We start from the raw sequence: 13,352 nt of genomic DNA, 5'->3' as shown, positions 1-13,352 counted from the left end.
TCCCAGGGTTCAGGCGAGTTTCTTGGAGCTCGCTGACGCAGAGATAACGGGATCGTGAGCGAATTCGCAAGCGAAAACCTCACGGATTCGTGATGCGCCTTGGCCAGGCGGGAACGCGGTAGTGATCGTCGCGGAGGCGGGTCCGGCCAGCCGGCCGGACCCGCCCGTTGTCGGACTTAGTGAGCCGGAGCCATCGCGCCGTCGGCGGCCGGGGCCATCTTGTCGGCGGCCGGAGCCATCGCGCCATCGGCAGGAGCCATGGCACCATCGGCGGGAGCCATCTTGTCGGCGGCCGGGGCCATGGCACCGTCGGCCGGGGCCATCGCGCCGTCGGCGGCAGGAGCCATCGCGTCAGCGGCGGGGGCCATCGCGCCCTCGGTCGATTCGGTCTTCTCTTCGGCGGCAGGCTGGCAGGCGGCCAGGGCCAGGGCGGCGGCGCCGGCGCAGGCGACGGCGATCAGGTTGCGGATGGACATGGGAAACCCCTCTGATGAGACGCGGACGCAGGGACGCGTCAGCGATGTCAAAGGTTACGTTGGATGCGAGACGTCGGTTACACGGCCCCGTGATCGGCGCGTGACGATCAGATCGCTGCGATCAGGCCTCGGCGGGGGCGGCCGACAGGGTCTCTTCCATTTCCAGGAACGACGGCTGGGCGCTGGAGGGGATGTCGCCGCGACCGATCTCGACCGAGATCTGGGCCGCATTGCCGTGCAGGTGGGCGACCAGAACGGACTGGATGATCTTGTAGAAGGCGCATTCCTCGTCGACGATCGACTGCAGCCGCGCGGCGAACGGTCCCACCAGCCCATAGGCCAGGAAGACGCCCAGGAAAGTGCCGACCAGTGCCGAACCGATCATCTCGCCCAGGATTTCCGGCGGTTCGGTGATCGAGCCCATGGTCTTGATGATGCCGAGCACCGCGGCGACGATGCCGAGCGCCGGCAGGCCGTCGGCCAGGGTCTGGAGGGCATGCGGGGCATTCAACGCCTCGTGGTGATGCTTTTCCAGCTGCTTTTCCATGGCGTCCTCGATCTGGTGAGGATCCTCCAGGTTCATCGTCATCATCCGCAGGGTGTCGCAGATGAAATCGGTGGCGAAATGGTCCTTCAGCACCTTGGGATATTTCTGGAAAATGGTGCTCTCGGCTGGTTTCTCGATGTGGCTCTCCAGGGCGATGACGCCCTTGGATTTCATCGTCTTGGTCAGGGCGAACAGCAGCGACAGCAGATCCTTGTAGTCCTGCTTCTTCCACTTCGGCCCGGCGAAGCATTTGCCCAGACCGCCCATGGCCGACTTGATGGTCGTCATGCTGTTGGCCATCAGGAAGGCGGCCACGCCGGCACCCAGGATGGCCATCAGTTCGTGCGGCGCGGCGTGGATGATCACGTCCATCTTGCCGCCGGACATCAGGAAGCTGCCGAACACCAGGCCGAACAGCAGAACGATGCCGATTATCTGAAACATGAGGTGGTCCGCGCCCGATAGGAGCGGCAACCATGGCGGTTAATGCTTAACGCCGCCTTGCGCCTAGAGCCGGGTCGCGCCGCTTTGTATCGCCGCATAGCCCTCGGCGGTCAGCTTCTGATAGCCGGACTTGCCGCCCCGCACATAGACCTGACCGACCACGGCGGGGTCGAAGCCCTCCGCGACCAGATCGACCTTGCGGTATTTGAACGTGCCGGTGGTCTCCAGCGACTTGGCGATCCGCACGAAGACCGGCTGGGCATAGGGTGGCAGCTGCTCGGCGACATAGGCCCCGAAGTCCTTGGCCACGAACTTTCCGTCGGCGATCACGGTGACCATGCCGGCCTTGCCCTCGGCACCCGGCACCGGGACGCCATAGGCGATGACCTCCTTGACGCCCGGCGCGTCGGTCAGGCGCTGTTCGACCTCGGCGGTGGAGACATTCTCGCCCTTCCAGCGGAAGGTGTCGCCGATCCGGTCGACGAAATAGAAATAGCCTTCGGCGTCCTGGCGCATCAGGTCGCCCGTCCGGAACCAGCGGTCGCCACGCACGAAGACATCGGTCAGGATCTTCTTTTCCGACGCGGCCTTGTCGGCATAGCCGGAGAAGTCATGACGCACGTCGTCGCCGATCGCGCCGATGGCTTCGCCGATCTCGCCCACGCGGGCTTCCTGGCAAAAGCCGTTGGGCAGCCGCACGGGCAGTTCGCTGTCCAGGTCGAAGGCGACCATCCGGATGTTGATCTGCTTCTTCAGGAATTTCGGCACCCGGCCGATCGCACCGGCCTTGCCGTCGAAGTTGAACAGCGAGACATTGCCCTCGGTGGAGCCATAGAACTCCAGGATCTTGGGAATGGCGAACCGGGCCTGGAAGTCGGTCCAGACGTCGGGCCGCAGGCCGTTGCCGAAGGCGAGGCGCAGCTTGTGCCCGCGCTCGCCCTCCTGTTCAGGGCAGTTGACCAGATAGCGGCACAGCTCGCCGATATAGACGAACAGCGTCGCACCGGTGGCGTTGACGTCCTTCCAGAAGCTGGAGGCCGAGAACCTGCGGCGCAGGATCAGCCGACCCCCGTTCAGGAAGGCCGGACCCACCCCGACCAGCCCGCCGGTGGAGTGATACAGCGGCAGGACGTTGAACACCTTGTCCTCGGCCGTCGAGGCGGTCGCGCCGGCGAAGGCGCGCATGTAGGTGCGGGCGCGCGCGTGGTGGATGCGCGCGGCCTTCGGCATGCCGGTCGTGCCGGACGTGTAGATGTAGAGGGCCGTGTCGCGGTTGGTCAGGCCGTCGCGGACCGACTTCTGGGGGCGAACCGACGATCCACTGCGAACCGGATTGTCCAGGCCGCGACGTTCGGAAACCTCGTCGGCTTCCTTCAGGCCCAGCACCCACAGCATCATGGTGCGGGTGACGAAGGGTCGGGCCTCCTCGCAGCGCCGCCAGGTGTCCTCGTCGGCCACGACCTGGGCGACGCCGGCGATATTCAGGCAGTGGGCCAGGGCCTGGCCGGTCAGGTTGGTGTTGATCAGGGCCGTGGCCACCCCGACCTTGGCAAACCCCATCCAGGCGGCGATGTATTCGGCGCGGTTCGACATCACCAGGCCGACGACGTCGGACCGGCGCAGACCCCGGTTCCGCGCCCAGTGACCATAGCGGTTCGCCATGGCGTCCAGCTCGCGATAGGTAAGGCTGCGGGTCTCATCTTCCAGCGCGATGTTGTCGCCGAACTTGTCGACGGCCTCCTCGAAGTCGTCACAGATCAGGACATCGCTATCGAGCGCGATGGGCTTGATGCGCTGAAGCAGCCGACGCAGACCGGCCGCGAACGTCAGATCGCGTCGGATATTCGCGGCTAGCCCCATGGTCGGCATCGCTCCGTGTTCGTGCGGAAGGTTTCAGGACCGTGATGGACAAGCGTCGGGTCCGGGTCAACCGGCGGGAGAATCTGTAACGGTGGTCGCCGGCTTTTCGCTGGTGTCGTGGCGCCGCTGCATGGGTCACCCAAGGGAAGGAAGGGTCCCTGAAGGCGCTGACCGTTGATGCCGGCTTCGACCAGGCCATCGTCAAGAACGCGTGTAACGCGAACAGAACCCCGACGTGCTCAGGTTTTGCCTGATTCAACGTCGAAACGGACACGATTGCGGCCAAGGTGGTGTTTCTTGAAGGCCAGCAACGATTCGCTGGAACTGTGTTTATCGAAGGCTGTTCTTCCTGCCTGACTTAGGAGGATACACAAATGTCCGTGACTTATTCCGAATCGAATCCCAACGTCCCGCTTTCGACTGAAGAAACCTTTGTGCCCAGCTACGCTCGTGGCTCGCGCAAGAAGAAGTCGGTCAAGACGTGGATGATCCTGGCCCCTATTGGTGCACTGGCTCTTCTGGGGGGCGGTGCCGCCCTGATGATGTCCGACCAGCCCGAGGCCGCGGCATTGGCTGAGCCGGCCACCCTGAGCGCGCCGCTCCCGGCGGCCACATCCACGCCGGTGGAAAGCTCCAGCCTGCCGTCCAACGCGGTGATCGAGCCTGCGGCCACGCCACCCGCCCCGGTGGTCCGCGAAGCGGCCCCGACGCCTCCCCCCGCCGTCCGGGCGCGCAACGTCCAGCCGAGCCGTGCGGTGCGCCCCGCCGAGGCCCCGGCTCCGGTCGTTCGTGATGCCGCTCCGGTCCAGCCGTCGGGACCGACCCCCTACGTCGCGCCGTCGACGACGCCTTCGACCGCGACGCCGCCGGCTCCGTCCATCCCGGTCGCGCCCCTGAGCTAGGTCGCATCCCCTATAAAGAAGCCCCCGGTTTTCACCGGGGGCTTTTTGCTGCCTTACGCTTCGGGCGAAACCCGCCAGATGACATTGCCGACGTCATCGGCCACCAGCAGCGCTCCGGTCCTGTCCGTCTGGACGCCGACTGGACGGCCCATGGCGTCGCCCCTGTCGTTCAGGAATCCGGTCAGGAAATCCATCGGCGCGCCGCTGGGGACGCCGCTGGTGAAGGGCACGAAGATCACCTTGTAGCCGGCCTTTGGCTCGCGGTTCCACGATCCGTGCTGGCCGACGAAGGCTCCATGGCTGAAACTCGCCGGAAACGAACTGCCTTCGTAGAAGGTCAGGCCCAGCGAGGCCGTGTGGGCCCCCAGCGCATAGTCGGGCGGGATGGCGGAGGCGACCTTGGCCGGGTCCCGCGGCTGAACGCGGGTGTCCACGTGCTGGCCATAATAGCTGTAGGGCCAGCCATAGAAGGCTCCCGGCGTGACCGATGTCATGTAGTCGGGCACCAGGTCGTTGCCGAGCTCGTCGCGTTCGTTGACGGCCACCCAAAGCGTCTGGCTGTCCGGCTGCCAGGCAAGCCCGACGGGATTGCGCAGGCCTCCGGCATAGATACGGGACTGGCCCGTGGCGATATCGATCTCGTGGATCGCGGCGCGACCCACCTCTTCTTCCATGCCGTTCTCGCCGACATTGGAGTTGGAGCCGACGCCGACATAAAGCTTCGTGCCATCGGCCGAGGCGACCAGGCTCTTAGTCCAGTGGTGGTTGCGACCGGCCGGCAGGGCGGCGATCGTGGTCGGTGCGGCCGTGATCTGCGTCGCCCCGGTCTGATATGGGAAGGCGACGACGGCATCGGCATTGGCCACGAACAGCCGGTCGCCGACCAGGGCCATGCCGAAGGGCGAGCTCAGGCCGGTCAGGAAATCGGTCTTCACCTCGGCCACGCCGTCGCCGTCCGCGTCGCGCAGCAGGACGATCTTGTTGGGGCTTTCGACGCCCGCGCCCGCGCGCTTCATGACCATTCCCATGATCCAACCGCGGATGCCGCCCTTCTTGTCGTCGGGCTTGGGCGGGGCATTGGATTCGGCGACGAGGATGTCGCCGTTCGGCAGGCGATAAAGCCAGCGGGGGTGATCGAGGCCTGCCGCAAAGGCCTGGACGCTGAACCCCTGGGCCGGGGTGGGCATGACCCCTGCTGGCCAGCCTGTCGCCGGCGCGATGTTGACGGTCGGAATCAGCCCGCTCTTGTGAGGCTCGGTGATCTGGGGGGTTGCCCCGTAGGTCGAGCCCGGCGGGAGCAGGGGAGGCGGGGCCGCGCACGCCGCCAGACCTGCCACCAGGGCCATGGTCGCCGCAGAGACGGCGAGGGTGGAGCGAGCGACCATGGCGGCGTCCTTGTCGATCAGGCGGTCGGCGGGAATTCGAGGCGGCTGGTGTCGTAGCCCAGCGCCTGGGCACGGGCGACGAGCTGGGCCAGCTGGGCGGCGCTGGGCACCTCGCGCGTATAGATCCACAGCTTGTCGAAGGTCGGATCGGCGGAGATGAACCAGGTGTAGTTGTCGTCGTGATCCAGGATCCAGTATTCCCAGGTTACGAAGCCGGCGAAGTATCGCGCGCGGAACTTGGCGTTGGTGCCGGGATCAAGAATGGTCGCGTCGGCGCCGATAGCCTTTTCCTTGCCGGTCGGCGTGCCGGACTGGCAGGTGTCGCGCAGCGCGAGCGAGGTCGGAGAGCGCAGGTCATAGGAGGTGGCCCCGGCGACGCATCCATCCGTCAGGCGCATCGGCAGACGCCCGATCTCGAGCCAGCGACCGGTGTAGAGCCGTTCGGCGTCCACGGCCTTGGCCGGCTGGGGCGCGCGGACCTGGTCGGCGGGAATGGCGGTGGCACAGGCGGCCAGCCCCAGGGCGGCGACGAGGGCCAGCGAAAGGGCGATGGACTTGCGTGACATGGACGGTCTCCGGACAGGACAGGAAGACCGAAGATACGGCGCAGGTTCCCCGGATGGACGCGACGAAAGCGCGCGGAGGCAGCCCTTGCGTCAGCGCGGCTTCAGATCGGCCGGGGCGCGGCATCTCCGATACCGGGCCTCCACGAAGGCATAGGCCCCATACGCGACCAGGCCGACCCCCGTGGCGGTCAGCAGCCAAACGCCCCCGGGCTGATTGCCCACTGCGTCCAGGGCGCTGGCGAACGTCTCCACCCGCGTCGCCTCCGCCCGCCAGCCGGCCAGGACGACGAAGACGGCGAGCGGCAGATAGCCGAGACCGCGCGCGACGTAGCCGATCCGCGCCAAAGGAAGGACCCAACGCCGAACCTCCTTAGAACAGGACAGGGTCGCGCCGAAGTCGCTGACGAAGCCGGTGACGACGTTGCTGATGCCCACCCCGGCGATGCAGAGCCCGGTCAGCGTCAGCAGGATGCTGCCGAACGGCAGACCCAGGACGAGCGCGGCCTGATGCCGGTTCTGCGCGACCTGGGCCGCGCCGTCGATGGCGTTGGCGTCATGCAGCAGGCTGAAGATGGCGAAGGCGATCACCCCATAGAACAGGCCGCTGAACCCCTGGGCGATGCGCACGGCCCAGCCACGCAGGTCCGATCCCTCGCGGTCGATGTCGAAGAGGGCCTGCAACAGCCGCCAGCCGACGAAGGCCCACAGTCCCATGCCCAGCACGATAAGCCACAGACGACCCATCGGCTGGTTGGCGACCACGTGCAGCAGGCCCCGCTCGTCCACCGGCTGGGTCCGCAGACCCAGGGTGGTTGCGAGGATCAGCAGGCCGATCGAGACATAGATCACCCCGTTCGCCGCGAACCCGATCCGCGACATGATCTCCAGATGATCGCGCACCGCCTCCTTCTTCCGACCGATGCCGATCCGCGCCAGCAGGCCCGATGCGGTATGGGCCAGATCGAAGGACGGCAGGTTGGGCATGGGTTCAGGGATCGCGACGGCTGCAAGCGGAGCCGTTGAACGCCTGGAAGCAGGAAAAGGCTTCCTCTCCGTCTTGAGCCTGTGATCGCAGGCGCCATATTGCGGACACGCCGCTTCGGCCGAAATCTCAGGACGCGCCGAATGCCGCCGACCGCCTCTCCGCCCACCGCCGCGCCCGTCATCGACATCCGGGGCCTGACCAAGACCTACGCCTCGGGCCTGCAGGCGCTGAAGACCGTGGACCTGCAGATCGGCAAGGGCGAGATTTTCGCCCTGCTGGGTCCGAACGGGGCGGGCAAGACGACGCTCATCTCGATCGTCTGCGGGATCGTGACGCCCTCGACAGGAGCGGTCACGGCCGATGGTCACGACATCCAGAGCGACTATCGAAACGCCCGGATGAAGATCGGCCTGGTACCGCAGGAACTGACCACCGACGCGTTCGAGACGGTTCTGGCCACCGTCACCTTCAGCCGGGGCCTGTTCGGCAAGGCTCCGAACCCGGCGTTCATCGAAAAGACCCTGCGGGCGCTCAGCCTGTGGGACAAGAAGGACAACAAGATCATGACCCTGTCCGGGGGCATGAAGCGCCGGGTCATGATCGCCAAGGCCCTGAGCCACGAACCGGATATCCTGTTCCTGGACGAGCCGACGGCCGGCGTGGACGTCGAGCTGCGCCGCGACATGTGGAACCTGGTGCGCGAGCTGCGCGAGGGTGGCGTCACCATTATCCTGACCACCCACTATATCGAGGAGGCCGAGGAGATGGCCGATCGGGTGGGCGTCATCCTGAAGGGCGAGTTGATCCTGGTCGAGGACAAGGCCGAGCTGATGAAGAAGCTGGGCAAGAAGACCCTGACGCTGAACCTGCAGGATCCGCTGGCCGAAGTTCCGCCCGCCCTGGCGCAATGGAATCTGGCCCTGAACGCGGACGGCAGCGAGCTGTCCTACGCGTTCGATTCCAACGCCGAGAAAACCGGCGTGCCGTCGTTGCTGCGCGCGTTGTCGGACGCCGGGATCGCGTTCAAGGACCTGAACACCCGGCAAAGCTCGCTGGAGGACATCTTCGTCAGCCTGGTTCACCGCGAGCCGGCGCAGGACATTCGCGTGGGAGCGGGCGCATGACCTTCAACGGATACGGCGTCTGGGCGATCTATCGCTTCGAGATGGCGCGGGCCCTGCGCACCGTGTGGCAGTCGATCGTGACGCCCGTGATCACCACCGCCCTGTATTTCGTGGTGTTCGGCTCGGCCATCGGGTCGCGCATGACCGAGATCGACGGCGTGCCCTATGGGGCTTTCATCGTGCCCGGCCTGATCATGCTGAGCCTGTTCACACAGTCGATCTTCAACGCCTCGTTCGGCATCTATTTCCCGAAGTTCACCGGCACGATCTACGAGATCCTGTCTGCCCCCGTGTCTTCACTGGAGATCGTCATCGCCTATGTCGGGGCGGCGGCGACCAAGTCGGCGGTGCTGGGCCTGATCATCCTGGCGACGGCGGCCTTCTTCGTGCCGCTTCAGATCCTGCATCCGGTCTGGATGCTGACCTTCCTGATCCTGACGGCGACGACGTTCAGCCTGTTCGGCTTCATCATCGGCATCTGGGCTAATGGGTTCGAGCAGCTGCAGATGATCCCGATGCTGGTGGTCACGCCGCTGACCTTCCTGGGCGGATCCTTCTATTCGATCGACATGCTGCCGCCCGCGTGGCGAACGGTCACCTTGTTCAACCCCGTCGTCTATCTGATCAGTGGCTTCCGCTGGAGCTTCTACGGCTCGGGCGACGTGGGCATCGGCTGGAGCCTGATGGCCACCTTCGGCTTCCTGATCGTCTGTCTGGCCATCGTCTTCTGGATGTTCAAGACCGGCTATCGCCTCAAATCCTGATGGAGTTTTCGACATGACGACTGCGACCTGGAACGGGCAGATCATCGCTCAATCGGACGACACGGTGGTGGTCGAGAACAACCACTACTTCCCGCGCGCATCGGTGAAGGCCGATTATCTGACGCCGTCGACCACCACTTCGGTCTGCCCGTGGAAGGGCACGGCCTCCTACCACTCGCTGGTTGTGGATGGGAAAGAGAACAAGGACGCGGCCTGGTTCTATGCCGATCCCAAGTCGGCGGCGGCCGAGATCAAGGACCGCATCGCCTTCTGGAAGGGTGTCGAGGTTCGCTGATCCGTCATTGGACCGCCACATCCAGACCTTCTAAGACGGGCCATGGTCGATACGCCTTCCTCCAAGCCCCAATCCGGCGCCGCTCCCGGTGCTTCGCCTGAGCCCTTCAAGCGGGGCCAGATCACCTGGTCGCGCCCGCCACAACAGGTGTTCCGCGTCGGGCCTTCTCTGAGCGGATCGACGCCAGCGCCTGCGCCAGCCAAACGACAGGTCGCCCAGGCTCCGCAGCGCGCGACCGGTGCCGGTATCCTGAGTGGCTCGATGATCCCGAGGGTTGCGCCGGCAGCGACGCCGACCCAGACTCCGATCAGGACGGCTCCTCTGCCGACACCCCGGGCCGATGCGGCTTCGGCGACCGTTTCATCGCCGGTCGACCCGGCGACCCCCGCTCCGTCCAGGCCCCAGCCGGTGGCGGCTGCGGCTGAGGTGGCCCGCTTGCCCGAACCGGCCACGGCCCCGCCGCGAACGGTGGCGCCGGCCCCCGTGCTCGAGCCAGTCGTCCCGTCCTATGCCACCGCCGCTCGGCGCCGCTCCGGCGTGCCCAAAGCCGTCTGGATCGGCGCTGCCGCGATCGCGCTTGTGCTGGCGGCTGGAGCGGGCTGGTGGGTCCTGAAGCCCGATGCGTCGGTGCCGGGTCCGACCGATGTCTCGTCCGTGCCGACAGCAGCCGCACCGGCGCTGACCACGCCTGCGCCCGTGGAAGCGGTTCCCCTCGCCGAGGGCGCTGTCGATGCCGCCGAGGTCGAAACCGTCCCCTCGACCGCGCGCCCTTCCACGACGCCTGCGCCGACAACCGCCGCACCCGTCCGGGCCGCGCCGACGGCCGCAGCCCCCGCTCAGACTTCGCGCCCCTCCGAGACGTCGCGCTTGAACGTGGAAGCCACAGCGCCTCGCATCGAGACGGCTCCCCTGATCGTGGCTCCGGTCGCGCCGCCGCCGACGGCGGCCGAGGCCGCCCAGACCGACCCGGATGCCCCGGTTCAGACCCGGCCGCAGCCGCTGAACTGAAGGCTCAGCGTTCGGGCCCGCGATAGGGCAGATAGCCGCGCTCGACCATCCGGCGCAGGCCCTCATAGGCCTCGGACAGTTCGTCATAAGCGGCGCGCATCGCGGCCAGGCGTTGGGCGTCCTGCGCGCTGATGGCCACGCCCGCCTCGGTCAGCTTCAGGGCCTCTGCGATCCATCGGGCGCGGGCGGTGGCGGCGGCGACCGCCAGGCGCTGGAAGGCGGCAGGCTCGGTGTGGTTTGCTCCCAGGCCGAGGACCTGAGGGATCACCTCGCGGTTCGAGACGAAGGCGGTGTAGTCGATCTGTTCCAGATGGCCGCGCAGCCGGCGCTGTTCCTGGGGGTCGTTGTCGCTGGGCTCGAAATGGTCCCGGCGGCTGCGGTAGCTGGCGGTCATGATGCTCGGCATAAGCAGTCTCCCTGGACGTCAGGGTGCGCTCGTCGGGTTAACGGCCTCTTGCAGCCCGGCTGCGCGACCCTCGGGGCCCGTCCAGCCCGGCGGCAGGGGTTCGGCCCAGCCCTCCACGACACCCGCTCCGTCCTCCGCCGTGAAATAGCCGGTGGCGGAGCGGAAACCGAAAATCCACCAGATTTCCAGCATGTAGCCGTGTGCGCGCCGGGCATCGGCCTGGGTTCGCTTCGACACCGCGGCGACGGCCAGACCCAGCCGACCGGCCAGGTCCGAGGCCTCGATCGGTTCGTCGGATTCGGACAGAACGTCGTCCAGCAGGTCGTCGATCACGGCCGACAGCCTGGCGCGGGTCTTGGGACCCTTCGGCCCGGGGTAGTCACCTTCGGCTTCGAACTTCGCCCCGTCGCGCAACGCCCGCAGTCGCGCCCGGATGTCCGGCGACATCATCGCCGTCTCTTCGTAGAGGGGCACCGGTTTCGGCCGGACCAGGCGCCAGGCCGCCCCGCCGACGGCGACCAGTCCGAGCACGACCATGGCGATGAAGCGGGCGTAGTGGGGCATGCGATCAGTCTAGGCCGCGCCATCCCATTCCGCGAGCACCCCGGCCTCGGTTTCGAGTGCCCGTCCGTCGTCGCGTCGGGCGGCGAACGCCGGGCCATCCAGCAGACGCGACAACGCCCAGACGGCGGCACCCCGGACGAGCGGCGATGCGTCCGTCGCCAGCCGCGAGGCCACCCCCACCAAGGCCGCGTCGCCGCTGTTGCCGATGGCATAGAGGACGTTGCGCACGAAGCGGTCGCGGCCGATCCGCTTGATCGGGCTCCTGGAGAAAAGCCCGCGAAACGCCCCGTCGTCCAGCGCCGCCAGATCGGCGAGGCGGGGACTGATCGACGCCTCGCGTGCGGTCAGGCGCGCCTCGCGTGCGCCGTGGGCGAACTTGTTCCACGGACAGACCGCCAGACAGTCGTCGCAGCCATAGATGCGCGACCCGGTCAGCGCGCGAAACTCCACCGGCCACGGCCCGGCGTGCTCGATGGTCAGGTAGGACAGGCAGCGCCGCGCATCCAGCTGGAAGGGGGCGGGGAAAGCCTGCGTCGGGCACACGTCGAGACAGGCCGTGCAGGTGCCGCAATGCTCGGTCTCCGCCGCGTCGGGTTCGATCTCGGCCGCCGTCAGGATCACGCCCAGGAACAGCCAGTTGCCGTGCTCGCGGCTGAGCAGATTGGTGTGCTTGCCCTGCCAGCCGACCCCTGCGCGCTGGGCCAGGGGCTTTTCCATCAGGGGGGCCGTGTCGACGAAGACCTTGACGTCCGCGGCGAGCCGGGCGGCGACCTGACCGGCCAGGGTCTTCAGCCGACCCTTGATGACCTCGTGATAGTCGTCGCCGCGCGCATAGACCGAGATGTATCCGGCCGAGGCGTCGTCCATCTCGGGCAGGGGATCGGTGTCGGGACCGTAGTTCATGCCCAGGACGATGGCGGTCCGGGCGTCCGGCCACATGGCGGTGGGATGTGCGCGGCGCTCCAGCGTTGACTCCATCCAGCCCATGTCGCCGTGGCGGCCCGCCTGGACGAAGTGGGCAAGGCGCTCGCCGGCCGACCACGGCTCGGATGCCGACGCGAAGCGGCAGACCGAGAAGCCGAGCTGGGCCGCCTGCGTGCGGAGGATGTCGCGGGGGTCGGACATGGGGTGCTTATGACATCCCTTCTCCCCTTGCGGGAGAAGGTGGCAGCCGAAGGCTGACGGACGAGGGGTGCGAGGATGCAGGCGACATGCATCCGGCAAGGACCAGCGGTGGATATCGAGTTTCACCCCTCATCCGACCTCGCTTCGCTCGGCCACCTTCTCCCGCAAGGGGAGACGGGAGTTGGATTTCAGAAATCCAGGTCCGCGTAATGCGCCGCCGGGGCCAGACCCTGGAACCGATCCGCCAGCAGGGGGCGGAAGCAGGGGCGGGACTTGATCTTCATGTACCAGGTCTTCAGCCCCGGCCACGACGCCCAGGCGATCTCGCCGAAATAGTCGAGCGTCGACAGGTGGGCGGCGGCGACGATGTCGGCCTGGCTCAGGCGACGACCGGCCAGCCAGTCTCGACGGGTCAGCAGGGCCTCGAACACGCCGAGATGATGCTTCAGCGCCTCGCGGCCTTCGCGCAGCATTCGCGCCTCGGGCGGGCCGAGACGCAGCAGGGGTTTTTCCATCCGTTCGTGCAGGAGGACGGCGTTGACCTCGTCGGTGAAGCGACGGTCGAACCAGGCGGTCAGGCGGCGCACCTCGGCGCGTTCGACGGCGTCCGCCGGCATCAAAAGGGGCGTCTTCTGGGCATCCTCGATCCAGCCCAGGATGGCGGGGGCCTCGCACAGGGTCAGAGCCGGCGGTCCCTCGACCTGCAACACAGGCGGCATGCCCGACGGGTTCAGGTCGCCGACCGGGCAATCCGGCTCCCAGGGCCGGACCATCACCTCGGTCCATTCGATGCGCGCCTCGCCCAGCGCCAGGCGGGCGGTGCGCGAGCCGGGATCGAAGGGGAAATGGAACAGGACGCTCGCCGACATGGGCCTGACCTGCACCGCCGCCCGTTAAATCC

At 67.1% G+C, this 13,352-nt stretch carries 15 protein-coding genes; 5 read left to right on the top strand and 10 right to left on the bottom strand.

What is annotated here, in order from left to right; all coding sequences use genetic code 11:
- Positions 1 to 176: 176 nt before the first annotated feature.
- The 3 genes from AC1DW4_RS10220 to AC1DW4_RS10210 all read right to left on the bottom strand — a co-directional run bounded on the left by AC1DW4_RS10220 (position 177) and on the right by AC1DW4_RS10210 (position 3,327).
- The gene (locus AC1DW4_RS10220) at positions 177 to 476 is read right to left on the bottom strand and encodes a hypothetical protein (protein ID WP_477017154.1); all 300 of its coding nucleotides are present in this window, start codon (positions 474 to 476) and stop codon (positions 177 to 179) included.
- Between the two features lie 121 nt (positions 477 to 597).
- Positions 598 to 1,467, bottom strand: a complete 870-nt coding sequence (motA, locus tag AC1DW4_RS10215; RefSeq protein WP_477017153.1) for a flagellar motor stator protein MotA — start codon at positions 1,465 to 1,467, stop codon at positions 598 to 600.
- Positions 1,468 to 1,530: 63 nt separating this feature from the next.
- Positions 1,531 to 3,327: a long-chain-acyl-CoA synthetase gene (locus AC1DW4_RS10210; RefSeq protein ID WP_477017152.1), complete on the bottom strand. Its 1,797-nt coding sequence runs from the start codon at positions 3,325 to 3,327 to the stop codon at positions 1,531 to 1,533.
- A gap of 434 nt (positions 3,328 to 3,761) precedes the next feature.
- On the opposite strand from AC1DW4_RS10210, the gene AC1DW4_RS10205 reads away from it, so the two are divergent.
- Complete coding sequence (locus AC1DW4_RS10205) at positions 3,762 to 4,229, top strand: hypothetical protein (RefSeq protein ID WP_477017151.1); 468 nt, start codon at positions 3,762 to 3,764, stop codon at positions 4,227 to 4,229.
- Positions 4,230 to 4,282: 53 nt separating this feature from the next.
- On the opposite strand, the gene AC1DW4_RS10200 is transcribed toward AC1DW4_RS10205, so the two are convergent.
- The 3 genes from AC1DW4_RS10200 to AC1DW4_RS10190 all read right to left on the bottom strand — a co-directional run bounded on the left by AC1DW4_RS10200 (position 4,283) and on the right by AC1DW4_RS10190 (position 7,164).
- Positions 4,283 to 5,614: a PQQ-dependent sugar dehydrogenase gene (locus tag AC1DW4_RS10200; RefSeq protein ID WP_477017150.1), complete on the bottom strand. Its 1,332-nt coding sequence runs from the start codon at positions 5,612 to 5,614 to the stop codon at positions 4,283 to 4,285.
- 17 nt (positions 5,615 to 5,631) lie between these two features.
- Positions 5,632 to 6,180, bottom strand: coding sequence for a lipocalin family protein (locus tag AC1DW4_RS10195; protein WP_477017149.1), 549 nt, complete (start codon positions 6,178 to 6,180; stop codon positions 5,632 to 5,634).
- Positions 6,181 to 6,270: 90 nt separating this feature from the next.
- Positions 6,271 to 7,164 carry a DUF1206 domain-containing protein gene (locus AC1DW4_RS10190; RefSeq protein WP_477017148.1) on the bottom strand — a complete coding sequence of 298 codons (894 nt, stop codon included), beginning with the start codon at positions 7,162 to 7,164 and terminating at the stop codon, positions 6,271 to 6,273.
- A gap of 141 nt (positions 7,165 to 7,305) precedes the next feature.
- Between AC1DW4_RS10190 and AC1DW4_RS10185 the strand changes: the two genes are divergently transcribed.
- Genes AC1DW4_RS10185 through AC1DW4_RS10170 form a run of 4 tightly spaced genes read left to right on the top strand, consistent with a single transcriptional unit; the run spans position 7,306 to position 10,356 of the window.
- Positions 7,306 to 8,289: an ABC transporter ATP-binding protein gene (locus tag AC1DW4_RS10185; RefSeq protein WP_477017147.1), complete on the top strand. Its 984-nt coding sequence runs from the start codon at positions 7,306 to 7,308 to the stop codon at positions 8,287 to 8,289.
- The gene (locus AC1DW4_RS10180) at positions 8,286 to 9,053 is read left to right on the top strand and encodes an ABC transporter permease (RefSeq protein WP_477017146.1); all 768 of its coding nucleotides are present in this window, start codon (positions 8,286 to 8,288) and stop codon (positions 9,051 to 9,053) included. The genes AC1DW4_RS10185 and AC1DW4_RS10180 overlap by 4 nt, the downstream gene beginning before the upstream one ends.
- Positions 9,054 to 9,066: 13 nt before the next feature.
- Positions 9,067 to 9,348, top strand: a complete 282-nt coding sequence (locus AC1DW4_RS10175) for a DUF427 domain-containing protein (protein ID WP_477017145.1) — start codon at positions 9,067 to 9,069, stop codon at positions 9,346 to 9,348.
- Positions 9,349 to 9,390: 42 nt separating this feature from the next.
- Positions 9,391 to 10,356, top strand: coding sequence for a hypothetical protein (locus AC1DW4_RS10170; RefSeq protein WP_477017144.1), 966 nt, complete (start codon positions 9,391 to 9,393; stop codon positions 10,354 to 10,356).
- Between the two features lie 4 nt (positions 10,357 to 10,360).
- Here AC1DW4_RS10170 and AC1DW4_RS10165 read toward each other — a convergent pair whose 3' ends face one another.
- The 4 genes from AC1DW4_RS10165 to fzlA all read right to left on the bottom strand — a co-directional run bounded on the left by AC1DW4_RS10165 (position 10,361) and on the right by fzlA (position 13,320).
- A complete protein-coding gene (locus AC1DW4_RS10165) occupies positions 10,361 to 10,762 on the bottom strand; it encodes a hypothetical protein (protein WP_477017143.1) in 402 nt (133 codons plus the stop codon).
- Positions 10,763 to 10,780: 18 nt separating this feature from the next.
- A complete protein-coding gene (locus AC1DW4_RS10160) occupies positions 10,781 to 11,326 on the bottom strand; it encodes a hypothetical protein (protein ID WP_477017142.1) in 546 nt (181 codons plus the stop codon).
- 9 nt (positions 11,327 to 11,335) lie between these two features.
- The gene (gene queG, locus AC1DW4_RS10155; protein ID WP_477017141.1) at positions 11,336 to 12,451 is read right to left on the bottom strand and encodes a tRNA epoxyqueuosine(34) reductase QueG; all 1,116 of its coding nucleotides are present in this window, start codon (positions 12,449 to 12,451) and stop codon (positions 11,336 to 11,338) included.
- Between the two features lie 188 nt (positions 12,452 to 12,639).
- Positions 12,640 to 13,320, bottom strand: coding sequence for an FtsZ-binding protein FzlA (gene fzlA, locus AC1DW4_RS10150; protein WP_477017140.1), 681 nt, complete (start codon positions 13,318 to 13,320; stop codon positions 12,640 to 12,642).
- Positions 13,321 to 13,352 lie beyond the last annotated feature (32 nt).

This window comes from Brevundimonas sp. P2_A6 (assembly GCF_056404975.1).
Note: the sequence above shows the minus strand (reverse complement) of the source record. Positions and strands in the feature narration are given on the sequence as shown.